Origin of the sequence: Rhizobium sp. ERR 942 (genome assembly GCF_007828395.1) — a bacterium.
Taxonomy (GTDB): Bacteria; Pseudomonadota; Alphaproteobacteria; order Rhizobiales; family Rhizobiaceae; genus Rhizobium; species Rhizobium dioscoreae.
This window is the reverse complement of sequence record NZ_VIUA01000001.1, coordinates 406,793-431,102: the sequence shown is the minus strand read 5'-3', so window position 1 is coordinate 431,102 and position 24,310 is coordinate 406,793. Positions and strand designations below refer to the sequence as shown.

The window sequence follows — 24,310 nt, the reverse complement described above, 5'->3', positions numbered from 1 at the left end:
TTTTGCACAGGTCCTAAGCGTAGGGCGCTAGGAAACTGCGGATTGCCTCGATTTCGTTGGGCCTGATATCGTGGCCACCTGGATGCCAATCCAGAGTGACCTCGGCATTCTGCCGCGTAAAGTAATCGGCGAGTGCCTTGGTGACTGGAGCGGGTGCGATCGGATCGCGCTCGCCTGCCGTAATCAGCACGCGCTTGCCCTCCAGCCTTGCATTGTCCTGCGGCTGGAACGGGATCAGCGGATGCATCAGCACGGCCGCATCGAAGAGATCGCCATGCTCGATCAGCACATTGGCAAGGATGTTCGCACCGTTGGAAAAGCCCAGACCAAGTACCTGCGATGCTCCGTATTCCGCCGCCAGCTCCGAGACATAGGTCGCCATCTTTTCAGTGGCGCGGGTAAGATCGGCCATGTCATAGACGCCCTCGCCCGTCCGGCGAAAGAAGCGCGCTGCGCCATATTCCGAGACATCGCCGCGCGGCGAGACGATGGTGGCTTCCGGCAGCAGCCGGGCAGCGAAATCGAAGAACTGGTTCTCATCGCCGCCGGTGCCGTGGAACGTGAAGAAGATGGGCTTTCCGGGCGCACCGGCCTTCAGCCGGTGCACATAAGTCGTATCCGTCATGATGTCCTCTCCTGGATTAGCCTTCCAGCGGTTCGAGATGCTGCTCGATCAGCCCACGCAGATGCGCATGCTGTTCCGGCAGCTTCAGCGCTTCGCCGAGATGTGCCGTATCCTCGTCACGATCGAAGCCAGGTTCATTGGTGGCGACTTCGAACAGCACGCCGCCCGGTGTGCGGAAATAGATCGCCCAGAAGTAGTCACGGTCGATGACCGGCGTCACCTGATAACCCGTATCCATCAGCGCCTTGCGCACTTCGAGCTGCTTTGCGCGGTTTTCGACCGCGAAGGCGACATGGTGGACGGAGCCGGCACCCGGCAGCGCCCGGTTGATATTCGGCATGGTTTCGAGGTCGACATAATCAGCGCCGTTGCCGCCGGGAATGGCAAGCCGCTTGATGCCGTCATGGGTATCGACGACTTCGTAGCCCATATACTTCAACAACTCGGCCGTGGCACCGTCGTCCCTGAGCCGCATGGCGACGGAGTGGAAGCCTCGAATGGCATGCTCGGCATCGACGCCGCCATGAGTCCAGGGCTGACGCTTGTCATCCTTAACCTCGACAAGCGCGAAGCCATCGCCATCCGGACCGGCAAAATGCAGGCGCTTCTGGCCGAAGGATTCGTCGGTCTTCAGGCCCTCGACGCCGCGCTGGCCAAGCCGTTCGGTCCAGTAGCCGATGGAACCTTCGGGAATGGAATAGACCGTATTCCCGACTTCGCCGGTACCCGGGCGACCGCGCGCCATCTTCGGGAACGGGAAGTAGGTCATGATCGTACCGGGCGTGCCGATCTCGTCACCATAGTAGAGGTGATAGACATCGGGAGCGTCGAAATTCACGGTCTTCTTGACCCGGCGAAGGCCGAGCGTATCGGTGAAGAACTTGTTGTTGGTCCGGGCGTCTTCCGCCATCGAGGTAACGTGGTGAAGACCTTTGATCTGGTTGAGCATCTCTAACCCCTTTGCTCGCCCGCACCGGCAGGCGTTTCTCATGGGCAGAAGATGGTCTTGTCGGCCGCGTTTCGATAGCCCCGAATAGCCAAACGGATTGTCTTCAATGAGTGAACAATAAATTCTGATCGTTCACACCAAGACCATATCGCCCTCATCTCTTGATTCTAAACAAGAGCAGCATTACTCATAAGCTAGACAGTCTAGCTAGCGAGGATTTCGATGAATTGGCCATTGCAGGATGCAAAGAACCAGTTTTCCAAAGTCGTACAGAAAGCACGCAGCGAAGGGCCGCAAATCGTCACCTTGCGCGGCGAGCCCGCGGCGGTCGTTCTGTCTGCCGAAGACTACGATGCACTTCTGGCTGGCAAACCGAGCCTTGCCGATGACTTGCTGTCAGGGCCGGTTTGGGACGACGAAATGGCCGAAGCCGTATCTAAGCGAGATAAAACGCCAAGCCGGGATGTTCTTTTCTGATGTATCTCGTGGATACCAATGTCGTCTCGGAAATCCGGCGCGGTAATTCCCAAGCGATTGCGTGGCTGCGCTCAGTCGATCCCTCCACCATTTATCTGAGTGTCATCACACTTGGAGAGATCATGCGCGGGATTGCGCTCAAGCGAAGATCGGACCCGCGTACCGCAACTCATCTGGAGGAATGGTTGCGCAAGCTCCGGCACGACCACCGCAATCGCATTCTTCCCATTACCGATCAGATTGCGGTCGAATGGGGACGTATCGCAGCACAACGACCGCGTGGTGACGCCGATGGGCTCATCGCAGCAACGGCGATCGTTCATGACCTTATCGTCGTTACTCGCAACATCGGCGATTTCGACGACACCGGCGCTTCAATCGTCAACCCCTGGGATCAAACGCCTTACTGAGCATCCGGATTGCTCGGCAGCGCCCAATCGATCGGATCCCGGCCGTGCGCGACCAGATAGGCATTGGCCTTGGAGAAATGCCGGCAGCCGAGGAAGCCGTTATGGGCCGAGAGCGGCGACGGATGGGCCGCCTTCAGCACCAGATGGCGCTCGGTATCGACGAAAGCGGCCTTCTTCTGCGCATAGGAACCCCAGAGCATGAAGACGACGCCGTCGCATTCGTCGTTGACCCTGCGGATCACCGCATCCGTAAAACGCTCCCAGCCCTTGCCCTGATGCGAGGCGGCCTGCGATTCCTCCACCGTCAGCACACTGTTGAGCAGCAGCACGCCCTGCTTCGCCCAGCTCTCCAGAAAGCCGTGGCGAGCCGGCGGAATACCGAGATCGGTTTCCAGTTCCTTGTAGATATTGACCAGCGACGGCGGAATGCGCACGCCGGGGCGCACGCTGAAGCAGAGCCCATGCGCCTGCCCGAAACCATGATAGGGATCCTGCCCGAGGATAACCACCTGCACCTCGTCGAGGGGGGTCAGATCCAGAGCCCGGAAATACTCGCTGCCACGAGGAAAGATCACCTTGCCGCGCTGCTTTTCCTCGACGAGGAAAGATTTGAGCTGCTGCATATAGGGGCTTTCGAACTCCTGCGACAGCGCCTCTTTCCAGCTCTCCTCAAGCTTGATGTTCGCCTCAGCCATCGTTTCCGGCCTCCGTCTGTTGTCAGCATGTCGATTGAGGATGAAAGAGCCGGCGTGTCAAGAAAATGGCGGACGCCGCGGTGGAGAGATCACAGGTTTTGGAGATAGCGCAGCCTGCTTCCGGGCTTATCTCGTAAATGACGTATAATAGCAGCAGGACACGCAAGCGTTGACAAGGTCGCTCACTTGCGCCAATGGAGGCCATCCCAATTTTCCGACCGGTGTCTCATGCTTCCCTTGCATTCCCTTGGCGAGCGCATCGTTGTGCTCGGCCCTTCCAATGCCGGCAAATCAACCCTGGCGGTCTCCCTTTCCAAGAAGTTGGGTTTTCCGGCGGTACATCTGGATCAGCTCCATCATCTGCCTCATACCGATTGGCAACAGCGCCCTGAAGCGGAATTCGCTGCGCTTCACGACGCGGCAATTCTTGGCGACCGGTGGATCATGGAAGGCAACTATACGCGCCTCATGCCACAGCGCTTCGCCCGCGCTACCGGCGCCATCCTCATCACCTCCAATCATTGGCTGCGCTTTTCCCGCTATCTCAAGCGGACCCTGATCAACCGCTCAGATCGAGCAGGGCATCTCGAAGGCGCCAAGGACAGCATCAAATGGGAGATGATTCACTGGATACTCGTGAAGACCCGCAACAGCGGCGCCAAATACGCAAAAATCCTACAGGAATCCGGGTTGCCAACGGTAGAATGCCATACGACGGAGGCTCTGAATAACCTTTATCAGGCGTGGGATCTGCCGAGCAGGCGATAGGCCTCATATCAATCACCCCTTAACCCGCGCCATCTGCGGATCATAAAGCGGCTTCAGCGACACCTGGCAAGGCACGCGGCTCTGCGCGACATCGAGCTCATAGCGCCCCGAAAGCACGAAATCCTCGGTCACCCCTATGGGATCGCGGACATAGCCGTAGCCGATCGCCTTGCCGATCGTGTAGCCATAGCCGCCACTCGATAGCCAGCCGACGCGCTGGCCGTCGCGATAGATCGTCTCGCGGCCGAGAAGCACGATTTCGGGATCGTTGGGTACGAAGCAGGCAAGCATCTTCTTGACGCCATAGGCTAACTGCCGCTCGATCGCCTCGCGCCCACGGAATGCGATGTCCTTTTTCGTCTTCACCGCCCAGGTAAGCCCGGCTTCGATCGGCGTATGATCCGGCCCGATATCCGAGCCCCAGGCGCGATAGCCCTTCTCCAATCGGCAGCTCTCGATAGCGCGATAGCCGGCATTGATAAGCCCGTGCTCGCGCCCGGCCGCCATCAGCACGTCATAAACGGTGGTGGCATATTCTACCGGCACATGCAGCTCATAGCCGAGTTCGCCGACATAGGTGATGCGCAGCGCCCGGACGGGGCAGCCGGCGATGCCGACGGTCTTCACCTTGCCGAAGGGGAATGCGGCGTTCGAAACGTCGGCCGAGGTCACGGCCTGCAATATCTCGCGTGACTTCGGCCCCATCAGCGACAGCACGGAATAGGCGGAGGTCACATCCACCAGCTCCGCATGCATCTCGGATGGAATATTGCGGGCGATCCAATCGAAATCATGGGTGGCGAAGCCGGTGCCTGTCGTGATGTAGAATTCGTTCTCGGCGGTGCGGGCAACGGTAACGTCGCATTCGATGCCGCCGCGGTCGTTCAACATCTGAGTATAGGTCAGGGCGCCGACAGGCTTGGCGACATCATTGGAAGCGATCCATGAGATTGCCGCCTCGGCATCCCTGCCCTTCAGGACGAATTTGGCGAAGGAGGTCTGGTCGAAGATGACGGCCGCTTCGCGCACTGCCCTGTGCTCCCGGCCGACGGCATCGAACCAGTTCTGCCGTCCATACGTGTACTCATCCTTCGGCTCCTCGCCGGCAAAGAGATCGGCAAACCAGTTCGGCCGCTCCCAGCCGAGCTTTTCGCCGAAGCAGGCACCCTGCGCCTTCAGCCGATCGTAGAGCGGCGACTTGCGGCAGGGGCGGCCGCTCGAATGCTCCTCGAAAGGCCAGGCCATGGTGTAATGCTTGCCATAGGCTTCCAGCGTGCGGGTACGCACCCAATCGGTGTCGAAATGCGGCCGGCCGAAGCGCCTGATATCAACCGGCCAGAGATCGTAAGGTGGCTCGCCCTTGGCGACCCATTCGGCAAGCGCCATGCCGGCCCCGCCGGCAGAAGCGATGCCGAAGGCGTTGAAGCCGGCGCCAACGAAGAAATTCCTCAGCTCCGGTGCCTCGCCGAGAATGAAATTGCCGTCCGGGGTAAAGCTCTCCGGGCCGCATAGCAGCTGCTTGACGCCGGCCGTCTGCAGCGCCGGCACGCGCACCAGCGCCTGCTCCATGATCTGCTCAAAATGGTCGAAATTGCTGTCGAGCAGCGTGTAGTGGAAATCTTTCGGGATGCCGTCGAGCGCCCAGGGGATGGGATTAGGCTCATATCCGCCCATGACAAGCCCGCCGACCTCCTCCTTGTAATAGGTCAGCCGGTCCGGATCGCGCAGCGTCGGCAGGTTGGAGGGCACGCCGAAGGATTCGGTGATGAGATATTGATGTTCGACGGAGACCAGCGGCACATTGACGCCGAAGCGGCCGGCAAAGGTCCGCGTCCACTGCCCGGCGCAGACGACGACGCGCTCGCATTCGATGCGGCCTTTCTCGGTGATGACGGCACGGATCCGGCCCTTGTCCATCTCCAGATCGAGAACTTCGGTATCCTCGAAGATCGACACACCGCTCATGCGGGCGCCCTTCGCCAGCGCCTGGGTGATATCGGAGGGATTGGCCTGTCCGTCCGTCGGCAGGAAGGCGGCGCCGACGAGGTCGTCGACATCCATCAGCGGCCAGAGATCGCGCGCCTCCTGCGGCGTCAGCAGGTGCATTTGCAGGCCGAAGGATTGCGCCGTCGTCGCCTGCCGCTTCACCTCCGTCCAGCGCTCCTCATTGCAGGCAAGCCGCAACCCGCCATTCATCTTCCAGCCGGTGGCAAGCCCCGTCTCCGCCTCGAGCTTCTTATAGAGATCGACGGAATAGCCGAGCATCTGCGTGATATTGGCGCTGGTGCGCAGCTGGCCGACAAGGCCGGCGGCGTGGAAGGTCGTGCCCGAGGTCAGCTTCTTGCGCTCCAGAAGCACGGTATCGGTGAAGCCGAGCTTGCCGAGATGGTAGGCGGTCGAGCAGCCGATGATGCCGCCGCCGATGACGATGGTCTTTGCTGTAGCCGGCAGTTCCTTCATCATGTCACCTCAGGAGTTGCGAAAATCCTGCCAGGCGCTCTCGAACCGCCGCAGGTTTTCAGCTGTATAGGAAGAATAATCGAATTCGATGTCGGAATGGATTTCCGAAACCATGCTCCACATCGTCTCGCGCAGGAGTGAGGCGCATTTCATCGCCTGATAGCGCTGGCGCAGATCATCGCTGACAGAAGCCTCGAAATAGGCCTCCAGCATCGCCTCTTCCTGTGTCTCGGAGAATTCATTGTTGGAAGCAAGGCCACCCAGATCGAACAGCGGCGTGTTGAAGCCGGCATAATCCCAATCGATCAGCCAGAGCCGCTTGCCGTCGTCGAGAAAATTCGCCGCCAGCAGATCGTTGTGTCCGAAGGCGATTTCGAAAGGACCGGCTTCGCGTTCGAGCCGCTCGGCGATCTCAAGAAAGGAACGCAGCCTCGGCTTGTGGCGACTGCCGCCAGCCTCCAGGAGAGCCGCATAGTCCCTGATCACATGAAAGACCCAGAAGATAGCCGCCGGTCCGCGAAAATGCCTGGCAACCTCCCGATGACAGGACTGGACGAGCGGCACGACCCGGCTCATCGTGGTCGGCTCTCTTATATCATCGGCCGATAGCGGCCTTGCGTCGATATAGTCCAGCACCAGTATGCCGGGCTCATGATGGATCACAGCAGGTGAAAGACCGGCTGCATGGGCCGCCCTGCTTGCGGCCACCTCGTTGGTGCGGCTGATGTGATGAACCGGAATGTCCGATCCAAGCCGCACGACGAAGCGGCGACCATTATCGCCAACCAGATAGTTGCGATTGGTAATGCCGCCCACCAGCGGTTCGATGTCGATCGGCCCGCGCCAGATGCTGAGAGAATGTATCCTGTCTTCCGCCGTCGCAGTCATTCCCCCTCCGGTCCTGCTGCTGAGCATCTTTCCGATCTGAAAAGTTCCTCACAAACGTAAAGCTGTCAAGAACTTCCCCACAAAATGAAACGAATATTTGGCTTTTTGTGGAATTGAGGCGCCATCTCCAATCAGATGAGCTATGGATATCCCAAAGACTGCGCTTCACCGTAGGTGAGATTTGTCTTAAAAACTCAGGCGCGAAGCAACCAGATTGAGGTTGCGTGCATTAACGCCTCCGGCGGCAACGGAACCGGCCAGTCGAAAGCCACGCAAGTTTGGGATCAATACCCATAACAGGATCAGGAACCATGTCGGGCATATCCCAGCCACCGCTTCACTCCAATCATCGCGAGCGCGAAATACTGGAAGAGCTGCGTCTGGCAGGCGGCGCAAGCCGCATCCAGTTTCTGGCCGAACGGCTCGGCGTTTCAGAGGAAACCATCCGCCGCAACATCCGCAGCCTGGAGGCCAACGGCCTTGTGACCAAGGTGCATGGCGGGGTCCATATCAAGGACTCGATGATCGAGCCGCCGCTGCATCTGCGCATGAACGAGAATGCCGAAGCCAAGCGGATGATAGCCGCCTCGGTCGCCGCGATGATCGAGGATGGCGATGCGCTCTTCCTCGATGTCGGCTCGACCACCGCCTTCATCGCCGTCGCGCTGCAGAAGCATCAGAACCTCTTCGTCGTCACCAATGCGGTCGCTGTCGCCCATGCGCTCGCGACCCGCAACGGCAATCGCGTCTTCTTCGCCGGCGGCGAACTGCGCGGCCATGATGGCGGCGCCTTCGGCATGGAAGCGGCCAATTTCCTGCGGCGCTTCAATGTACGCCACGCCATCCTTTCGGTCGGCGCCATCAACGCGGCCTCGGGCTTCATGCTGCACGATCTGGAAGAAGCGGAATATTCGCGGGAGGCAGCTAGCCGCGCCGAAAACCGCATCGTCGTTGCCGACAGCGCCAAGTTCGGGCGCAGCGCGCCGATCGTTCTGAGTGAACCGGAAAACTTCAACGTTCTGGTTACGGACGAACAGCCGCCGGCAGACATTCGCGCCATGCTGGAGCGCAACGAGATCGAGCTCGTCATCGCCAACCGGCAACGGGATGAACGGCGATAGCGAGTTCGCCGGGTTCTCAGCCCTTGCACATCGCCTCAAGCGTCTGCGCGGCTTTGCTCGCATGGCGCTCCTTGTGGCGCAGCAGGCGGAAGCTGCGAGCGGGCAGATCGAATTTTGCCTGAACCAGCAATCCCTGCCCGAGATAGGCTTTGGCCGCAGCACTGGAAACGGCGGCAGCACTTTGCCCGGCGCAGACTGCGGACAGCACAGCTTCATTCGAGGGAAGGACCAGCGCCACCCTGAGGGCTTGCGGCGAAGCCCCGAGCTTGGCAACCGCATTCTCGAATTCGGAACGCGTACCCGAGCCCTCCTCCCGCATCACCCAGGAGGTGTCCGCAGCAAGATCGGCCGCCGACAATCGCCGGCCGTCGGCCCACGGATGATGCGGTGGCACGACGATGACGAGCGCATCCTGTGCGACGATCTTCATCGACAGCGCCGGGGCATCCACTTCGCCCTCGATGAAACCCAGCTCGGCCGCACCATCGATAACCGCCTCGGTGACGGTACGGGTATTGCCTATCGTCAGATCCAGCTCGATACCGGGATAATCGCGGCGAAACCGCATCAGCAAGGGCGGTAGCCAATAGCTGGCGATGGTCTGGCTTGCGCAGAGACTGAGCCTACCGCGCTGCAACCCGCCAAGTTCGGACAGCATCAGTTCCGCCGAACGTACGCGTGCGAGCGTCGCCTTGGCTTCTCCGAGGAAGGATCGTCCCGTCTCCGTCAGCTCGATCCGACGGCCGACGCGATGAAACAGCTCCACTCCGTAATAGGCCTCAAGGTTCTTGATCGCAGAGCTGACGGCCGAAGGTGTCAGGTTGATGGCTTCTGCGGCATGGGTCAGATGCTCTCGCTCCGCGACGGCGACGAAAATGGCGAGCTGTTCGAAGGTCATGGGAAATCATTCTAATTTATCGAATAAAACATAGGATAATATTCGATGGATGTCGACATCGACAGATGAGACTTTCCAGCCGTCACCAAATCACAAGACACGAATGACGGCACCCATGTCCATCGCTCAACGCGCAAACGAGATCCTTCCCGGCTTGGCCCTCACCTCGGCTGTAGCCATTGTGGCCTATGCTGCGGAGCATGTTGAAGTAGGCCTCCTCGGCGGACGGTGGATCGAAAGCCTGGTGCTTGCTATCGCCTTCGGCATCGCCGTCTGCACGATCAAGCCGCTGAAGCCGGCCATGAAGCCGGGCGTCGATTTCAGCGCCAAGTTCCTTCTGGAAATCGCCATCGTCCTTCTCGGCGCCTCCATCAGCCTTTCGGCGATCCGCGGCGCCGGCGTCTGGCTGATTGCCGGGATCGCCATCGTCGTCGTGCTGTCGATCGCCGCCACCTATCTCATCGGTCGGGCGCTCGGCCTGCCGCCGAAGCTCGCAACCTTGATCGCCTGCGGCAACTCGATCTGCGGCAATTCGGCGATCGTGGCCGTTGCGCCCGTGATCGAGGCCGACTCGCAGGAGATTGCCGCAGCACTTGCCTTCACCGCCGTCCTCGGCATTGTCGCCGTGTTCCTGCTGCCGCTTTTCTATTTCCACTTCGGCATGAGCGTACCGCAATACGGGACACTTGCTGGACTGACGGTTTATGCCGTGCCGCAGGTCTTGGCGGCGACTGCGCCCGTTGGCCTGCTCGCTGTCCAGACCGGCACGCTCGTCAAGCTCGTCCGTGTCCTGATGCTCGGCCCGGTTATCTTCCTGCTCGGCATCCTCACCAAGGCTGAAGCCTCAGGCAGCGATGAAAGCAGCGGCCATCACCATTCTCTGGTCCCCTGGTTCATCTGCGGCTTCCTGGGATTGATGACGCTACGCTCCTTCGGGCTGATCCCGGATATGCTGGTGACACCGATGGAAACTGTTTCCGGTATTCTGACCGTCATCGCCATGGCAGCGCTGGGCCTGTCGGTTAGCATCCGCTCCGTCGCCCATGCCGGCGGCCGGGTGATCGCGGCAGCGACACTATCGCTGTTGACGCTGGGCGCCATCAGCTATGGTCTGATCCTCGCCCTACAGCTTCAGTAGCATGTGCGGCAACGCTGGCTGAAGACCGCCCCGAGCTCGACGCCTCGGCCGATTTCAGCAATGCTGCAGTCTCGCTTTCGGAAGAAGGATAGCCGATAGCATAGCCCTGAAGTTCATCGCAGCCGACCTCGGCCAGAACGAGCGCGTGATCCTCGGTCTCGACCCCTTCGGCGACCACCTCGACATTCAATGTGCGTGCGATTTCGATGATAGAGCCGACAAGACGACGCTGCTCCTCGGACACCGTAACCGCAGTCACCAATTGCCGATCTATCTTCAGCCGCTTCGGTTTGAGTTTGACGAGGCCAATCAGCGAGGCATGACCGGAACCGAAATCGTCGATCTCGATATCGATTCCCATCTCCTTGATGCCGGCGATATTGGCAAGCACCGCCTCGTCGGGTTCATCCAGGAAAATGGTCTCCACCAGCTCGAAGGCGATGGCGTGGCGCGGTATTCTGAGCGCCCTCAATCCGTCGATCAGGTCGGGATCGGCAAGCCGGCGACCGGAGATATTGACAGCGATGCGCGGCGGTGAAAGACCCTGCGAAACCCAGGCTGCCCGATCCGCCAGTGCGCGCTTCAGCACGGCCGCATCGATCTCCGCGGTAAATCCATATTCATCGGCGACCTTGAGGAAGGCTACTGGGCTTAGCAATCCCCTTCCCGGATGACGCCAGCGTGCCAGCGCCTCCAATCCGACGATGCGGCGGCTCTGCGCATCCACTTGAATCTGATAGAAGGGCTCGATCTGCCGCAGCACCGGCGCCAATCGCAGCTCATCGGCCAGGCGGCGTTCTGCATGCAGATCGGACTGGAGCTGCTGCGTGAAGAACTCCACCCGGTTGCGGCCGAGTTTCTTGGCCTGAAAAAGGGCGACATCGGATTCTGCCAGAAGATTGCCTGCGCCACTCGTCTGGCCCATCGCCACGCCGATGGACGCGCCGATCTTCAGCATCTCGTTGCCGAAACGCACTTCGCGGCGCAATCGCGATAGAATATCGCCGGCGATCGCCTGAAGCCTTTCGACACTGGCGATATTGACCAGCACGGCCACGAACTCGTCACCGCCGATGCGGGCAACAATGTCATTGGCAGTTATCGCTCCGGAAATGCGGGCGGCGGCGCTTTGCAATGTGGCATCACCGGCCGCATGGCCCCATTTGTCGTTGATCTCCTTGAACCCATCGAGATCGATATGGAGGATTGCAAGATTCCCAATAGACGCATCGTTGCGCAACTCGGCCAGACGCCGGTCGAAATAGCGGCGGTTCGGAAGGCCCGTGAGATAATCGTGATCGGCAGCATGTTCTATTCGCGCCCGACTGTGCTCCAATGCAACGGCACGCGCTTCGGCGATAGCTTTTTGACCACTCAGCTCGCGATTGAGCAGGACGTCGGCGGTGACGTCCCATTCCGCGCCGATGAAAGAAGGCGCCCCTTCGGCATCCTCATAATAATGTGCGCGCGAGCGCAGATGACGCACCTCGCCTCCGGGCAGGATGATGCGGAACTGAGAATTATAGAAACCCTTCCTGGCCAGCGCGACATCGAAGTCGTGGACGGCCCCTTCGATATCCTCCGGATGCAGCGCGTTCATCCAGACGTCGGAGGAAACCCTATGCTCGTGAAGTCCGGTCCCGTAGAGCTTGTGCATCTGCGAGTCCCAGAGCAGTTCCTGCTCGTTGACATTATGCTGCCAGACACCGATTTGAGACGCCTCGAGCGCCAGCTCCAGCCTCCTTAAAAGGTCCTGGAACTCTTCTTCGCTTCGTCCTGATGTCGTCTCTGCCAAAGAGCACCACCCCGTTCGGAAACTGAAGAAACTAACTAACCGCAGCCAATTATAGTTGCACTACTCCCTTTCGCGAACTTTAATGGCTGCGCAAGCTACCCAAATTAACAGCAGCACTGCAATCCTTGCCAGCGGCCGGCGCCTGTCAATGGTTATGCCGCGGCGGATTGGCAGCGATGTCGCGAAAATCGGCGGCGCCATCCAGCACGGCTCCGTCGGAAAGCTGCGTGACCGAACGACGATAGATGCGCTGCCACGGCGTCGCATCCGCCGGCACCACTGGAATGCCATCGCCTTTACGACGCGCAATCTCCGCCTCGTCCACCAGCATGTCGCAGCGCCCCTGATTGAAATCAATGCGGATGATATCGCCGGTCCTGAGCCAGGCAAGGCCGCCACCGGCCGCACTTTCCGGCGAGGCATTCAAAATGGAGGGACTGTCGGCCGTGCCAGATTGACGCCCGTCGCCGATCGTCGGCAAGCTCTTGATGCCCTTTTTAAGAAGATGATCTGGCGGCTGCATGTTGACAACTTCGGCCGATCCCGGCCAGCCGATCGGCCCGGCGCCGCGAATGACGAGAATGGTCTTTTCATCGATGCCGAGAGCGGGATCGTTGATGCGCTTGTGATAATCCTCGGAGCCGTCGAAAACGACTGCCCTGCCCTCGAACACGCCTTCGTGGCCAGGCTCCTGCAAATAGCGGCTGCGGAACTCCTCTGAGACGACGCTCATCTTCATGATGGCGAAATCGAACAGATTGCCTTTGAGCACCAGGAAGCCGGCGCGCTCCTTCAGCGGCTCGCCGAAGGGACGGATGACCTCGCGATCCGTCGCCTCTCGGCCCTTCAAATTCTCCGCCATCGTCCGGCCTGTCACTGTCGGACAGCTACCATCCAGCTTGCCGGCCTGCAGCAGCTCCCACATGATGGCCGGAACACCGCCGGCGCGATGGAAGCGCTCGCCGAGATAGGCGCCCGCCGGCTGGACATTGGCGAGCAGCGGAATGTCGAAGCCGTGCACCTGCCAGTCGTCGGGGTAAAGCTCGACACCCGCGTGCTTGGCCATAGCGGCGAGATGCGGCTGCGCATTGGTCGAGCCGCCGATGGCTGAATTGACCCTTATGGCATTGAGGAAAGCTTCGCGGGTCAGTACGTCCGAAGGCTTGATATCGGCGAGAACCAGCTCGACTGCCCTCCGGCCTGTGCGATAGGCCATCTGGCCGCGCTCGCGATAGGCGCCGGGAATGGCGGCACAGCCGGTCAGCGACATGCCCAGCGCTTCCGCCATAGCGTTCATGGTCGAGGCAGTCCCCATGGTGTTGCAATGGCCGATCGAGGGCGCCGAGGCGAGCGAGGCCTCCATGAATTCCTCCTCGTTGATCTCGCCTGCCGCCAGTTTGCGGCGCGAACGCCAGATCACCGTGCCGGAGCCGGCAAGTTCACCCTCATGCCAGCCATCGAGCATCGGACCGCCGGAGAGAACGATCGCCGGAATATTGACTGTCGAGGCCGCCATCAATGCCGATGGCGTGGTCTTGTCGCAGCCGGTCGTCAGCACGACGCCATCGAGCGGATAGCCATAGAGCACTTCGACAAGGCCGAGATAGGCGAGATTGCGGTCGAGCGCAGCCGTCGGCCGCTTGCAGTTCTCGAAGATCGGATGGGTCGGAAATTCGATCGGAATACCGCCGGCATCGCGAATCCCGTCGCGCACGCGCTTGGCAAGATCGAGGTGATGGCGGTTGCAGGGCGTCAGATCGCTGCCGCTCTGGGCAATGCCGATGATCGGCTTGCCGGACCGCAATTCCTCCGGCGTGATGCCGTAATTCATGAAGCGCTCGAGATAGAGCGCCGTCATATCGATATGATCCGGATTGTCGAACCAGTCCTGCGAACGCAGACGACGCTTGGATGCACCCTTATCGCTCATCTCTTCCTCAAGCCTTTCCTCGGGCATTCTTGTCTTCCAGATGCTGCAGCAGGCCGCTGTGATCCTGCTCGCCACCGCCGTTTTCGACGAATTCGGCAAACTCCGCTCGAACGGCTTCGGTCAGCGGCAGATGAAGCGACAGGTTCTGCGCCGCCGCCAGCACCGTATCGAGGTCCTTCAGCTGGTTGCGGGCGGTGCCGCCAGGCTCGAAGTTGCGCTCGATCATGCGCTGGCCATGCAGCTCCAGAATCCGGCTTTCGGCGAACCCGCCGCGAATAGCGTCACGAAACGCCTCGCGCGAACCGCCGCCGGCCTCGACCAGCAGCATCGCTTCCGCGACGGCCCCGATGGTCACGGCAACGATCTGCTGATTGCCGAGTTTTGCGAGCTGGCCTGTCCCGCTCGGACCGACACGGGTTACGCGCCCGAGAGGCGCCATGATATCGCGCACGCTGTCGATGACGCCGGCATCGCCACCAGCCATGATCGCGAGCGTTCCGGCGGCCGCCCCGACCACGCCACCGGAGACCGGCGCATCGATGTGTCGGATACCGCGCTCGGCGAGTTTGAAGGCATGTTCGCGGGCAACAGCCGGCGATATCGAGCTGTTGTCGATAACGATCGCGCCAGCCTCCAGCACATCGCCCACGCCGCTGCCGAACAGGACTTCGCCGACAGCTCCGCCATTCGTCAGCATTGTGAAAAGCACCGCGGCGCCCCGCGCCGCCTCCACCGCCGTATCTGCGACGGTTGCGCCGTCGGCAGCCAGAGGTTCCGCCTTGCTGCGATCACGATTCCAGACGGTCACGGCAAACCCGGCCGCCAGCAGACGCCGCGCCATCGGCGCACCCATCAATCCCGTGCCGAGAAAAGCGATCTTCCTGCCGCCCATAAACTATCCTCCGAATGCGGCGCACCAGCCCCGAGACTATATGCTATCGCCCTTTGGGTCCTTGCGCCAACGGGCCGCTCCTCATGCCCGATGTACGTCAATCAAATCATCCAAGAGCTTGATAAACCTATGGTGCCAGCATGCAAAGAAAATCGGTGGCCCGACCGAAAATTCTTCGGCACTGAATTCGCAATAGGCCGGTAGATAAGAAAAGGCGGGACCTTATGGTCCCGCCCCTGGCCTGTCGAGGACTGGAGGTCGGTTCGGCACGGCCCCTATTCGGCGGCGATCGGGAGTACCTCCGCCGAATGCTCGTTGTCATTGTGCGGATGCTGCTTCAGCGGACGGTTGCCCGTCAGTCGGCGGGTCAGCACGTAGAACACGGGCGTCATGAAGATGCCGAAGAAGGTCACGCCGATCATGCCGGCAAACACCGCGACACCCATGGCAGCGCGCATTTCGGCACCGGCACCGGTCGAGGTGACCAGCGGCACGACACCCATGATGAAGGCCATGGAGGTCATCAGGATCGGGCGAAGGCGCAGGCGGCTGGCTTCGATTGCGGCCTGGACCGGCGTGCGGCCCTCGAATTCCAGCTCGCGGGCGAATTCCACGATCAGGATGGCGTTCTTTGCCGACAGGCCGACCAGCACCACCAGGCCGATCTGGGTGAAGATATTGTTGTCTCCACCCGTGAGCCAGACGCCGGTCAGCGCCGCCAAGACGCCCATCGGCACGATCATAATGATGGCGAGCGGCAAGGTCAGGCTCTCATATTGGGCAGCCAATACGAGGAAGACCAGGAGCAGCGCCAGCGGGAAGACGACGACGCTGGAATTGCCCGCCAGGATCTGCTGGTAGGTCAAATCAGTCCATTCGAAGTCGATGCCGGGCGGCAGCGTCTCGTGCAGGATCTTCTCGATCGCCGCCTGTGCCTGGCCCGACGAGAAACCGGGCGCCGGGCCGCCATTGATGTCAGCCGCCAGGAAGCCGTTATAGCGGTTCGTGCGTTCTGGACCGGTCGTGGCATCCACCTTCAGCAGGGCTGAAAGCGGGATCATCTGCCCCGATGCCGAACGAACCTTCAACTGGCCGATATCTTCCGGCTGTGCGCGGAACTTGGCATCGGCCTGCACACGGACGCTGTAGGTGCGGCCGAAGGCGTTGAAGTCGTTCACATAGAGCGAACCGAGATAAATCTGCAGTGCCTGGAAGACGTCGGTGACGGAGACCCCGAGCTGCTCGGCCTTGGCGCGGTCGAGATCAGCAAAGAGCTGCGGCACGTTGATCTGGAAGCTCGAGAAAATGCCGGTGAGTTCCGGTGTCTGGTAGGCTTTGGCGATCACTGCCTTGGCCGCCTGATCGAGCACCTGGTTGCCGAGGCCGGCGCGATCTTCGATCTGCAGCTTGAAGCCGCCTGTCGTACCGAGGCCGTTCACCGGCGGCGGCGGGAACATGGCGATGAAGGCATCCTGGATGGCGCCGAACTTGTGATTCAGTGCCATGGCGATCGCCCCGCCCGAAAGGTCCGGCGTCTTGCGCTCGTCGAAGTCCTTCAGCGTTACGAAAACGATGCCCGCATTCGAGGAATTGGTGAAGCCGTTGATCGACAGACCCGGGAAGGCGATCGCATTGGCAACGCCAGGCTGCTTCAACGCGATATCCGTCATGCGCTTAATCACGCTTTCCGTACGGTCAAGGCTTGCAGCATCCGGCAACTGTGCAAAGCCGATCAGATACTGCTTATCCTGCGACGGCACGAAACCGCCTGGAACCGTTGTGAACAGGCTATAGGTCGCGCCCACCAGCGCGAGATAGACCACCATGACGATGCTCTTGCGCGACACCAGGCGGCCGACGCCCTTGCCGTAATATTTCGAACCGGCTCCGAACGCCCGGTTGAAGCCGCGGAAGAACCAGCCGAAGACCGCGTCCATGATCCGCGTCAACCGATCCTTCGGCGCATGGTGGCCCTTCAGGAGCAGGGATGCCAGCGCAGGAGACAGGGTGAGCGAATTGAAGGCCGAGATGACGGTCGAGATGGCGATCGTCAGCGCGAACTGGCGATAGAACTGGCCGGACAGGCCGGAGATGAAGGCGAGCGGCACGAAAACCGCGACGAGGACCAGCGCGATCGCGATGATCGGACCGGAGACTTCCTTCATGGCCTTGTAGGTGGCGTCTCGCGGATTGAGCCCGGCCTCGATATTGCGTTCGACGTTCTCCACCACCACGATCGCGTCGTCCACGACGATACCGATCGCCAGCACCAGGCCGAAGAGGCTGAGCGCGTTGATCGAGAAACCGAAGACATACATCACGGCAAAGGTGCCGATGATCGACACCGGAACGGCGATCAGCGGGATGATCGAGGCGCGCCATGTCTGCAGGAACAGAATGACGACCAGGACAACGAGCGCGATAGCTTCGAGCAGCGTGTCGATAACCTTCTCGATCGAGGCGCGGACGAATTTCGTCGTGTCGTAGACGATCTCATACTTGACGCCCGCCGGCATGGCCTGCTGCAGCACGTCCATGGTCGAGCGCACGTTGTTCGCGATCTCGATCGCGTTCGAACCGGGCGCCTGGAGAACCGCTACGGCGACCGCCGGCTTGCCGTCGAGCAGCGAGCGTAGCGTATAGTCTTCCGCACCCAGCTCGACGCGAGCGACGTCGCGAAGGCGGGTGATCTCGCCATTGGTGCCCGTCTTGACGATGATGTTGCCGAACTCCTCGGGCGTGCGCAGGCGGCCCTGGGCATTGACGTTGAGCTGCAGATCCACGCCCGGCCGGCTGGGTGAGGCACCGATGATGCCGGCCGCAGCCTGGACGTTCTGGGAGCTGATCGCATTGCTGATGTCGCCGGCGGCAAGATTATGCTCGGCCGCCTTCTGCGGATCGATCCACACGCGCATGGAATAATCGCCGGCGCCGAAGACCTGCACCTGCCCGACGCCCTCGATCCGGGCGAGCCGATCCTTGATGTTCAGGGTCGCATAGTTTCGCAGATAGGTGATGTCGTGATCGGCCCCGTCCGAGACGAGGTTGACGACCATGATGAAGTCGGGCGAGCTCTTGACGGTCGTGATGCCGAGGGCACGGACTTCCGTGGGTAGGCGCGGCTCGGCCTGCGAAACGCGATTCTGCACGAGCTGCTGCGCCTTGTCCGGATCGGTGCCGAGCTTGAAGGTGACGGTCACATTAAGAACGCCGTCCGATGTCGCTTGGCTGGACATGTAGAGCATGCCCTCGACGCCGTTGATCTGCTCTTCAAGCGGCGTCGCCACCGTTTCGGCGATGACGGTCGGGTTAGCACCGGGATAGGTGGCACGCACGACAATCGACGGGGGCACGACCTCTGGATATTCGGAGATCGGCAGCGCTCTGAGGCCGATCAGGCCGGCGACCACGATGAGGACCGAAAGAACACCGGCAAAGACCGGACGGTCGACAAAGAATCTGGAGATGTTCATATCAAAGCCCCCTCTGGGGTAAGAACGGATGCAAAATTCCCGTCCGACGATTTGAGAGCCGCCGGCGGATCATGTGATTTTGGAATGTCGGCCTTCTGCCCACGGGCAGAAGGCGAAGTCTTACTGAGCGGTCGCGACCTTCTCTGCCAACTGCGGCGCGACGACCGCACCGGGACGGATGCGCTGCAGCCCGTTGACGACGATCTTTTCGCCGGCTTTCAGGCCGTTCTCGATCACTCGCTGACCGTCGACCACCGATCCGAGCTGGACCTGCCGGTAATTGACCTTGTTCTCGCCATCCACGACGAAGACGAACTTCTTATCCTGGTCGGTGCCGACTGCACGGTCGTCGATGACGATCTTGTTCTCGGCCTTCGGTTGGCCCATGCGAACCCGCACGAACTGGCCGGGGATGAGACGGCCGCCCGGATTGTCGAAGACGGCTCGAACGCTGACGGTGCCGCTCGCCGCATCGACCTCGTTGTCGATCAACTGCAACTTGCCCTTGATCGGCGTGCCGTTGTCGCTTGCCGTACCGATCTGAACCGGGATCTGCTCGACTGGCGGAACGATGCCGCCGGTAGCCGGCAGTTCGGACAGCGCCTGGGTCACGGTCTGTTCGTTGGCACTAAAGCTCGCATAGATCGGGTCGACCGAAACGAGCGTCGTCAGTACTGAAGAGGACGCGCCGGCTGCAACGAGGTTGCCGACGGTGACGGCGATCTTGCCGACGCGGCCAGCGATCGGGGCGCGGACCTGCGTGTAGTCGAGATTGAGCTGCGCTGTCTGCAAGGTTGCTTGCGCGGCCTTCAGATTGGCTTCCGCCGCAGCATAGTTGCTGGCGCGTGTGTCCATATCGCTCTGCGAGATCGTCTTGTTGTCGAAGAGCTTCTGGCCGCGGTCGACTTCGACTTTCGTCAGGTTGAGAGTGGCTTTCGCCGCGCCGACCTGCGCCTGAGCCTGGGCGACGGCCGCCTCATAAGGTGCGGGATCGATCGTGACAAGCAGGTCACCCTGCTTGACCAAGGCGCCCTCGCGGAAATGCACGGACTGGATCGCCCCAGCCACGCGCGGCCGGATCTCGACGCGGTCAATGGCTTCGAGCCGGCCGGAGAATTCCTGCCAGGATGTGACGTCGCGCGGCTCGACGGCAGCAACCGTAACGGGGATAGCCGGCGGTGCCGCCTGGCTCGCCGCCTCGGTTGCCTGAGCGCCGCGCGGCAGCTCCAGATAGAAGGCTGCGCCTGCAACAGCCGCAGCGATACCCATGCCGGCGCCCCACAGGGCCCAGCTCTTACCGTTGGACTTCATGTTAGTCTCTCCTTTGGCCCCGGCTTGGGACACGGGACCACAAATTCCTATCGTCTCAATAAAATCAGGGGCCGAAGCACCGCGCATCCGCGTGACCATCGCTCCGGTCTCATGCCTTCGACATCAGTCCAATCCGCGCTCATCCCTCGCGGACCGCATACCCTAGTCGATCAAGCCTGCACGTCTTCGACAAAACCCTTGAAACAACAGCAGATATCCTGCTGCCATGAAGGCTTGTCCTTCGACTGCCCGCCATAGAGAGTGGGCCAGCCTGTCCCGGCGGGAAGGACTTGCTGGCGAACACGGACGCCAGCCGCTTTCAGCCGACTGCCGTATTCCATGCTCTCGTCGCGGAGCGGGTCGTCCTCGGCCGTGAGCACCAATGCCGGCGCGAGGCCCGAAAGCCGCGAACAGTATCGAGGCGCTGCATAGGGGTGACAGACACCGCCCAGGAAACCCAGGTAACGGTTCCAACCCTCCGTCCAGCGCTCGCGCATGCCGCTTTCCTCCGCCTGGAGGAAAGATTTCGACCCCATGAAGGGATCAAGCAAAGGCGATATCAAAACCTGTCCGTCCAACGAACCGGGTATTTGATCGCGCGCCTTTAAAGCGACGCCCGCTGCAACATTGCCACCCGATTCCTCTCCGGCGACAAACAGCAGCGATTTTTTCGCCCCGCCCAGCGCAAGCATGTTCCGCTTGTTGCTGAGATAGGCGAGAAGCCCGTAGGCGCATTCCAGCACCTTCGGAAAAGCATTCTGATTGCAGCTGGTATAATCCGCCGCAACCACGATGGCCCCAGCCTCAGCGAGGCTTGCCGCCACCGGCCTGTTGGTCGCGTGACAGGTATCAAGAAAAGCGCCGCCGTGCAGATAGAGCACAAGGGGTGCCGCCTTCTTCAAACCTTCACCGTTGTAGATCCGCGCTTCCACCGGCCCCGTTGGCACGTTTTCCAGCACAACATCTTTCCACGGCGCACTCATCGACCCAAATCCCTGTCTGCTCGAGCGAATATGTTCCAATCCAAAAAGCGGTTTACCACGCTTTGCGACCATATTCTCGAAATGCGGTCTTTGGCGCCCCCATGCCGCATTGCAACAACTTACGAAACAACATATTGTTATTCCGCTTCGAGAATAAGTAGCCTATATTCGATCAGACTATTCACCATTACAAACAATCGACCTCTTTTTTTCATCGGGTCGAGGGACATCATGGAATGGACCAGTTATCAGCAATGCGGGCATTCGCGCGTGTGGTGGAGACGGGCAATTTTACCCGCGCCGCAGCCGCCCTCTCCATGCCGAAAGCGACGGTGACGACGCTCATCCAGTCGCTGGAGGCGCATTTGCACGCGAAACTCCTCAACCGTACGACCCGACGCGTCATGGTGACGACGGATGGCGCACTCTATTACGAGCGCGCCATCCAGATCCTCTCCGAGATTGAGGAGCTGGACGGCAGCATCAGCAATTCGCAGAGCCTGCCAAGCGGCCGCCTGCGCGTGGAAATGGCCGGCGCCTTCGCCGAAAAGATCGTCATGCCGGCGCTTTGCGATTTCCACCAGCGATATCCGGATATTCATATAGACCTCGGAGTCGGCGACCGATTGGTCGACTATCTGGCCGAGAATGTCGATTGCGCATTGCGAGCCGGCATGCCGAGCGACCAGTCGCTGATCGCCCGTCGTGTCGGCGAGATCCATCTCGTCACCTGCGCCGCTCCGCTTTACATCGAGAAGCACGGCATCCCGGAACGGCCGGAGGAGCTGGAAACCAGTCACTACGCAGTCAGCTATTTCCGTGCGCAAACCGGCCGCACGATTCCTTTCCTCTTCGAGCGCGGCAATGAGTCGCTGGAAATCACTCCGCGCTACATCCTCTCGGTCAATGACAGCCGCAGCTATTTGCAAGCAGCCATGACCGGCCTCGGCATTGCGCAGGTTCCAAGCTTCATGGCGCGGGACGCCCTTGCCAAGGGCGACCTCGTGCCGGTCCTCTCCGGCTGGACTCGGCCGACATTGCCCATGCACATCGTTTATCCGCCCAACCGGCATCTGAGCAACAAGGTGCGCGTTTTCGTCGACTGGCTGGCGAAATTGCTGGCAACCTCGCGGGTCGGCGAAGCTTGAGAGGCAGACCACCTTCTTCTCTCTTTCGGAAGAAGGTGGCGCCGATTGCGAACAATCAGTTCCAGGAAGCACCAGCCTGCTGGCGGACCGTTGAGTTCAAGCGATTCCAGACGTTGTCGATCGCAATCGCGACGATGAGGGCAGAGAGCGCCTTTTCGTCGTAGTGTCTTGCGGCCTCGTTCCAGATTTCATCGGTGACGGCATCCGGCCGGTCGGCAAGTCGGGTGACCGCTTCTCCGAGCGCCAGAGCCGCGCGTTCGGCATCGGAAAAATAAGGCATTTCGCGCCACGCGGAGACACCGACGATGCGCTCCATGGTCTCGCCATCTTTCTGCAGCTTGCGAAAGCCCATGTCGGTGCAGACGCTGCAGCCATTGATCTGGCTGACCCGCAGATGCACGAGATCCATGATGTTTTCCGACAAGCCGCGATCTTTAATCGAATTGCTGACGGCCAAGAGCGCCTGCAAGGTTTCGGGCAGAACGAGGACTGGGTTCTTCATACGAGCTTGCATAATTCTTTCCTCTGATTGTGAGAGCCCTGTTGCGGCTCATCTTCCGACGATGCATTTTCCCGCCGATCCGATGTCACACCGGCGGGATTTCGTTCGTCATGGGTTTGACGGAGCAGAATGAGGAGATGTGACCGATGGACGAAAAAAAGTGGCAGGCCGAAAAATTCGAAGCGAACCGGCCGCATCTGCGCGCCGTCGCTTACCGCATGCTCGGCTCGCGCACGGAGGCCGAAGATGCAGTGCAGGAAGCATGGCTGCGCCTGATGAGGAGCGATAGGTCTGACGTCGAAAATCTGAGCGGCTGGCTGACGACAGTCACGGCGCGTATCTGCCTCGATCTGCTGCGAGCTCGCAAATCCCGCCACGAGGAGCAGCTGACGATCCATGTTCCCGAGCCGATGGTGGTGCATGAGGCTGGGAACGGCACCGACCCGGAACAGGATGCCTTGCTGGCGGACTCCGTCGGCCTCGCCCTTTTGGTCGTGTTGGAAAAGCTGAACCCCGCCGAACGGCTTGCCTTCGTCCTGCACGATATGTTCGACGTCCCTTTCGATGATATTGCCCCGGTTCTGGGACGCACGCCGGTCGCGACGCGCCAGCTTGCGAGCCGTGCCCGCCGCCGTGTGCAGGATACGCCATCAACGACGGAGGCTGACCTTACCCGCCAGCGCCATGTCGTCGATGCCTTCTTCACAGCCTCACGCGACGGCGATCTGCAGGCACTGCTCGCCGTCCTCGATCCCCAAGCCGTCTTCCGGCCGGATGCCGTTGCCGCCCGCATGGGGGCAGCAGGAGAAATCCGCGGGCGCGTGGACGTAGCCAAGACCTTCCAGGGCCGTGCGCGGGGAGCGCGGCTGGCGGTCATCAACGGCGCGGTGGGTGCCATCGTTGTCATCGACGGACAGCTGCGCATCGCTCTTCGTTGCACCTTCAATGCAGATGGCATGATTAACGTCATCGACGCGATGGCCGATCCGGAAGAACTGCGCAAGCTGGAGATCGTTTTGATTGAAACCCGAAATTAGCGCATCTGAGTCGGGCTCGTACCCGTCAGCCTGCGAAACATGGCGATGAAGGCCGATGCATTGCTGTAGCCCAACTGCGTTGCAATCCAGTGCACAGGCTCACCGGCTTCGATCAGCGAAAGCGCCGCGACGAGCTTCAATCGCTGCCGCCACTCATTGAAGGAGAGGCCTAGATCCACCTGGCACCGGCGCGACAGCGTACGCTCGGTCGTCCCCATCCGGCGCGCCCATTCCGCTAGGGAATGCCGGTCGCCGGGATCGGCCTGCAATGCGCTCAGGACTGGACCGAGTAGCGGATCGTCGGAGAGCGGCAGATAGCTCTCGCAGCGCGGCGCCAGGCGAATCTGATCGACCAGAACCTGTGCAAGCCTGAGATCTTCGGCCGTTTCCGGTATGGTGACCTCGCGGGCCGCGAAATCCGCCAGGATCGCCTTCAACAGCGAGCTGATGCTGAGCGTGGAAGGTTTGTCCGGCAGATCGGCGCAAAGGGCGCGTTCGATATAGACGGTCACATAGCGCAGATCGTGCTGGTTATAAGCACCATGCATCGTGTCCGGTGGCAGCCAGATAGCATAATGTGGCGGCGACAGATAGCGTCTGCCTTGAATATCGAACTCGCAGACGCCGATAAGCGCATAATTGAGCTCGCCCCAGGGCTGGCTCTTTTTGGGGAAAACCGTACCCGCCTCATAATTCTCGGTTCGGAAGGAAACCGGATTCGGCGGGTCGCCCTCAATGCGTGGAGGCCTGCTGGACATGTCCTCATTTCACTACCGTTTGTCTTAATCTCGTTATATACCGGAATTCGGA

At 60.7% G+C, this 24,310-nt stretch carries 21 protein-coding genes; 7 read left to right on the top strand and 14 right to left on the bottom strand.

Translation table 11 applies throughout. From position 1 onward, the window contains the following. Positions 1 to 13: 13 nt before the first annotated feature. On the bottom strand, positions 14 to 625 hold the full coding sequence (locus tag FBZ97_RS02055) for an alpha/beta hydrolase (protein WP_145316267.1): 612 nt from the start codon (positions 623 to 625) through the stop codon (positions 14 to 16). A gap of 16 nt (positions 626 to 641) precedes the next feature. Then, entirely contained in the window at positions 642 to 1,574 is a 933-nt protein-coding gene (locus tag FBZ97_RS02050; protein ID WP_145316265.1) for a VOC family protein, read from the bottom strand. Positions 1,575 to 1,796: 222 nt separating this feature from the next. Here FBZ97_RS02050 and FBZ97_RS02045 point away from each other — a divergent pair, with 222 nt between their 5' ends. Then, positions 1,797 to 2,051, top strand: a complete 255-nt coding sequence (locus FBZ97_RS02045; protein WP_113351622.1) for a type II toxin-antitoxin system Phd/YefM family antitoxin — start codon at positions 1,797 to 1,799, stop codon at positions 2,049 to 2,051. After that, entirely contained in the window at positions 2,051 to 2,461 is a 411-nt protein-coding gene (locus FBZ97_RS02040) for a type II toxin-antitoxin system VapC family toxin (protein WP_113351623.1), read from the top strand. Before FBZ97_RS02045 ends, FBZ97_RS02040 begins: the two co-directional genes overlap by 1 nt. Here FBZ97_RS02040 and ung read toward each other — a convergent pair. Further along, entirely contained in the window at positions 2,455 to 3,156 is a 702-nt protein-coding gene (ung, locus tag FBZ97_RS02035; RefSeq protein ID WP_113351624.1) for a uracil-DNA glycosylase, read from the bottom strand. The genes FBZ97_RS02040 and ung overlap by 7 nt on opposite strands. A gap of 228 nt (positions 3,157 to 3,384) precedes the next feature. Between ung and FBZ97_RS02030 the strand changes: the two genes are divergently transcribed. Next, complete coding sequence (locus tag FBZ97_RS02030) at positions 3,385 to 3,924, top strand: AAA family ATPase (protein WP_145316263.1); 540 nt, start codon at positions 3,385 to 3,387, stop codon at positions 3,922 to 3,924. Positions 3,925 to 3,936: 12 nt separating this feature from the next. Here FBZ97_RS02030 and FBZ97_RS02025 read toward each other — a convergent pair whose 3' ends face one another. After that, the gene (locus tag FBZ97_RS02025) at positions 3,937 to 6,387 is read right to left on the bottom strand and encodes an FAD-dependent oxidoreductase (protein WP_145316261.1); all 2,451 of its coding nucleotides are present in this window, start codon (positions 6,385 to 6,387) and stop codon (positions 3,937 to 3,939) included. 6 nt (positions 6,388 to 6,393) lie between these two features. Then, entirely contained in the window at positions 6,394 to 7,272 is an 879-nt protein-coding gene (locus tag FBZ97_RS02020) for a choline/ethanolamine kinase family protein (RefSeq protein WP_145316259.1), read from the bottom strand. A gap of 311 nt (positions 7,273 to 7,583) precedes the next feature. Here FBZ97_RS02020 and FBZ97_RS02015 point away from each other — a divergent pair, with 311 nt between their 5' ends. After that, complete coding sequence (locus FBZ97_RS02015) at positions 7,584 to 8,393, top strand: DeoR/GlpR family DNA-binding transcription regulator (protein WP_145316257.1); 810 nt, start codon at positions 7,584 to 7,586, stop codon at positions 8,391 to 8,393. Between the two features lie 16 nt (positions 8,394 to 8,409). On the opposite strand, the gene FBZ97_RS02010 is transcribed toward FBZ97_RS02015, so the two are convergent. Then, on the bottom strand, positions 8,410 to 9,291 hold the full coding sequence (locus tag FBZ97_RS02010; RefSeq protein WP_145316255.1) for a LysR family transcriptional regulator: 882 nt from the start codon (positions 9,289 to 9,291) through the stop codon (positions 8,410 to 8,412). A gap of 115 nt (positions 9,292 to 9,406) precedes the next feature. Between FBZ97_RS02010 and FBZ97_RS02005 the strand changes: the two genes are divergently transcribed. Beyond that, positions 9,407 to 10,429, top strand: coding sequence for a YeiH family protein (locus FBZ97_RS02005; RefSeq protein WP_145316253.1), 1,023 nt, complete (start codon positions 9,407 to 9,409; stop codon positions 10,427 to 10,429). Here the strand turns inward: FBZ97_RS02005 and FBZ97_RS02000 are convergent. From FBZ97_RS02000 to FBZ97_RS01975, 6 genes are all read right to left on the bottom strand, one after another. Further along, complete coding sequence (locus tag FBZ97_RS02000) at positions 10,392 to 12,224, bottom strand: GGDEF domain-containing phosphodiesterase (RefSeq protein WP_246661682.1); 1,833 nt, start codon at positions 12,222 to 12,224, stop codon at positions 10,392 to 10,394. The two genes, FBZ97_RS02005 and FBZ97_RS02000, sit on opposite strands and share 38 nt — an antisense overlap. Positions 12,225 to 12,369: 145 nt before the next feature. Then, a complete protein-coding gene (locus tag FBZ97_RS01995; protein ID WP_145317528.1) occupies positions 12,370 to 14,154 on the bottom strand; it encodes an IlvD/Edd family dehydratase in 1,785 nt (594 codons plus the stop codon). A gap of 7 nt (positions 14,155 to 14,161) precedes the next feature. Next, complete coding sequence (locus FBZ97_RS01990; RefSeq protein ID WP_113420425.1) at positions 14,162 to 15,046, bottom strand: NAD(P)-dependent oxidoreductase; 885 nt, start codon at positions 15,044 to 15,046, stop codon at positions 14,162 to 14,164. 275 nt (positions 15,047 to 15,321) lie between these two features. Beyond that, positions 15,322 to 18,519 carry an efflux RND transporter permease subunit gene (locus FBZ97_RS01985; protein WP_145316251.1) on the bottom strand — a complete coding sequence of 1,066 codons (3,198 nt, stop codon included), beginning with the start codon at positions 18,517 to 18,519 and terminating at the stop codon, positions 15,322 to 15,324. Between the two features lie 120 nt (positions 18,520 to 18,639). Further along, positions 18,640 to 19,830 (bottom strand): efflux RND transporter periplasmic adaptor subunit, encoded by a 1,191-nt coding sequence (locus tag FBZ97_RS01980; RefSeq protein WP_145316249.1) that lies wholly within the window; start codon positions 19,828 to 19,830, stop codon positions 18,640 to 18,642. Positions 19,831 to 20,000: 170 nt separating this feature from the next. Continuing rightward, entirely contained in the window at positions 20,001 to 20,813 is an 813-nt protein-coding gene (locus FBZ97_RS01975; protein WP_069611753.1) for an alpha/beta hydrolase, read from the bottom strand. A 236-nt stretch (positions 20,814 to 21,049) separates the two neighbouring features. On the opposite strand from FBZ97_RS01975, the gene FBZ97_RS01970 reads away from it, so the two are divergent. Beyond that, positions 21,050 to 21,961: a LysR family transcriptional regulator gene (locus tag FBZ97_RS01970; RefSeq protein ID WP_095435644.1), complete on the top strand. Its 912-nt coding sequence runs from the start codon at positions 21,050 to 21,052 to the stop codon at positions 21,959 to 21,961. Positions 21,962 to 22,016: 55 nt separating this feature from the next. On the opposite strand, the gene FBZ97_RS01965 is transcribed toward FBZ97_RS01970, so the two are convergent. Further along, positions 22,017 to 22,475 carry a carboxymuconolactone decarboxylase family protein gene (locus tag FBZ97_RS01965; RefSeq protein WP_113330284.1) on the bottom strand — a complete coding sequence of 153 codons (459 nt, stop codon included), beginning with the start codon at positions 22,473 to 22,475 and terminating at the stop codon, positions 22,017 to 22,019. Between the two features lie 134 nt (positions 22,476 to 22,609). On the opposite strand from FBZ97_RS01965, the gene FBZ97_RS01960 reads away from it, so the two are divergent. Continuing rightward, complete coding sequence (locus FBZ97_RS01960) at positions 22,610 to 23,500, top strand: sigma-70 family RNA polymerase sigma factor (protein WP_113351635.1); 891 nt, start codon at positions 22,610 to 22,612, stop codon at positions 23,498 to 23,500. Here the strand turns inward: FBZ97_RS01960 and FBZ97_RS01955 are convergent. Continuing rightward, complete coding sequence (locus FBZ97_RS01955) at positions 23,497 to 24,258, bottom strand: helix-turn-helix transcriptional regulator (RefSeq protein WP_113351636.1); 762 nt, start codon at positions 24,256 to 24,258, stop codon at positions 23,497 to 23,499. The two genes, FBZ97_RS01960 and FBZ97_RS01955, sit on opposite strands and share 4 nt — an antisense overlap. Positions 24,259 to 24,310 lie beyond the last annotated feature (52 nt).

Excerpts from the sequence above, each read along its gene's own strand:
- FBZ97_RS01975 (WP_069611753.1), bottom strand. The coding sequence starts at position 20,813 with ATGAGTGCGCCGTGGAAAGATGTTGTGCTGGAAAACGTGCCAACGGGG.
- FBZ97_RS02010 (WP_145316255.1), bottom strand. The coding sequence starts at position 9,291 with ATGACCTTCGAACAGCTCGCCATTTTCGTCGCCGTCGCGGAGCGAGAG.
- FBZ97_RS01990 (WP_113420425.1), bottom strand. The coding sequence starts at position 15,046 with ATGGGCGGCAGGAAGATCGCTTTTCTCGGCACGGGATTGATGGGTGCG.
- FBZ97_RS02055 (WP_145316267.1), bottom strand. The coding sequence starts at position 625 with ATGACGGATACGACTTATGTGCACCGGCTGAAGGCCGGTGCGCCCGGA.
- FBZ97_RS02015 (WP_145316257.1), top strand. The coding sequence starts at position 7,584 with ATGTCGGGCATATCCCAGCCACCGCTTCACTCCAATCATCGCGAGCGC.
- FBZ97_RS01980 (WP_145316249.1), bottom strand. The coding sequence starts at position 19,830 with ATGAAGTCCAACGGTAAGAGCTGGGCCCTGTGGGGCGCCGGCATGGGT.
- FBZ97_RS02020 (WP_145316259.1), bottom strand. The coding sequence starts at position 7,272 with ATGACTGCGACGGCGGAAGACAGGATACATTCTCTCAGCATCTGGCGC.
- FBZ97_RS01995 (WP_145317528.1), bottom strand. The coding sequence starts at position 14,154 with ATGAGCGATAAGGGTGCATCCAAGCGTCGTCTGCGTTCGCAGGACTGG.
- FBZ97_RS02030 (WP_145316263.1), top strand. The coding sequence starts at position 3,385 with ATGCTTCCCTTGCATTCCCTTGGCGAGCGCATCGTTGTGCTCGGCCCT.
- FBZ97_RS01965 (WP_113330284.1), bottom strand. The coding sequence starts at position 22,475 with ATGCAAGCTCGTATGAAGAACCCAGTCCTCGTTCTGCCCGAAACCTTG.
- FBZ97_RS02040 (WP_113351623.1), top strand. The coding sequence starts at position 2,051 with ATGTATCTCGTGGATACCAATGTCGTCTCGGAAATCCGGCGCGGTAAT.
- FBZ97_RS01955 (WP_113351636.1), bottom strand. The coding sequence starts at position 24,258 with ATGTCCAGCAGGCCTCCACGCATTGAGGGCGACCCGCCGAATCCGGTT.
- FBZ97_RS01970 (WP_095435644.1), top strand. The coding sequence starts at position 21,050 with ATGGACCAGTTATCAGCAATGCGGGCATTCGCGCGTGTGGTGGAGACG.
- FBZ97_RS02025 (WP_145316261.1), bottom strand. The coding sequence starts at position 6,387 with ATGATGAAGGAACTGCCGGCTACAGCAAAGACCATCGTCATCGGCGGC.
- FBZ97_RS01985 (WP_145316251.1), bottom strand. The coding sequence starts at position 18,519 with ATGAACATCTCCAGATTCTTTGTCGACCGTCCGGTCTTTGCCGGTGTT.
- FBZ97_RS02050 (WP_145316265.1), bottom strand. The coding sequence starts at position 1,574 with ATGCTCAACCAGATCAAAGGTCTTCACCACGTTACCTCGATGGCGGAA.
- FBZ97_RS02005 (WP_145316253.1), top strand. The coding sequence starts at position 9,407 with ATGTCCATCGCTCAACGCGCAAACGAGATCCTTCCCGGCTTGGCCCTC.
- FBZ97_RS01960 (WP_113351635.1), top strand. The coding sequence starts at position 22,610 with ATGGACGAAAAAAAGTGGCAGGCCGAAAAATTCGAAGCGAACCGGCCG.
- ung (WP_113351624.1), bottom strand. The coding sequence starts at position 3,156 with ATGGCTGAGGCGAACATCAAGCTTGAGGAGAGCTGGAAAGAGGCGCTG.
- FBZ97_RS02045 (WP_113351622.1), top strand. The coding sequence starts at position 1,797 with ATGAATTGGCCATTGCAGGATGCAAAGAACCAGTTTTCCAAAGTCGTA.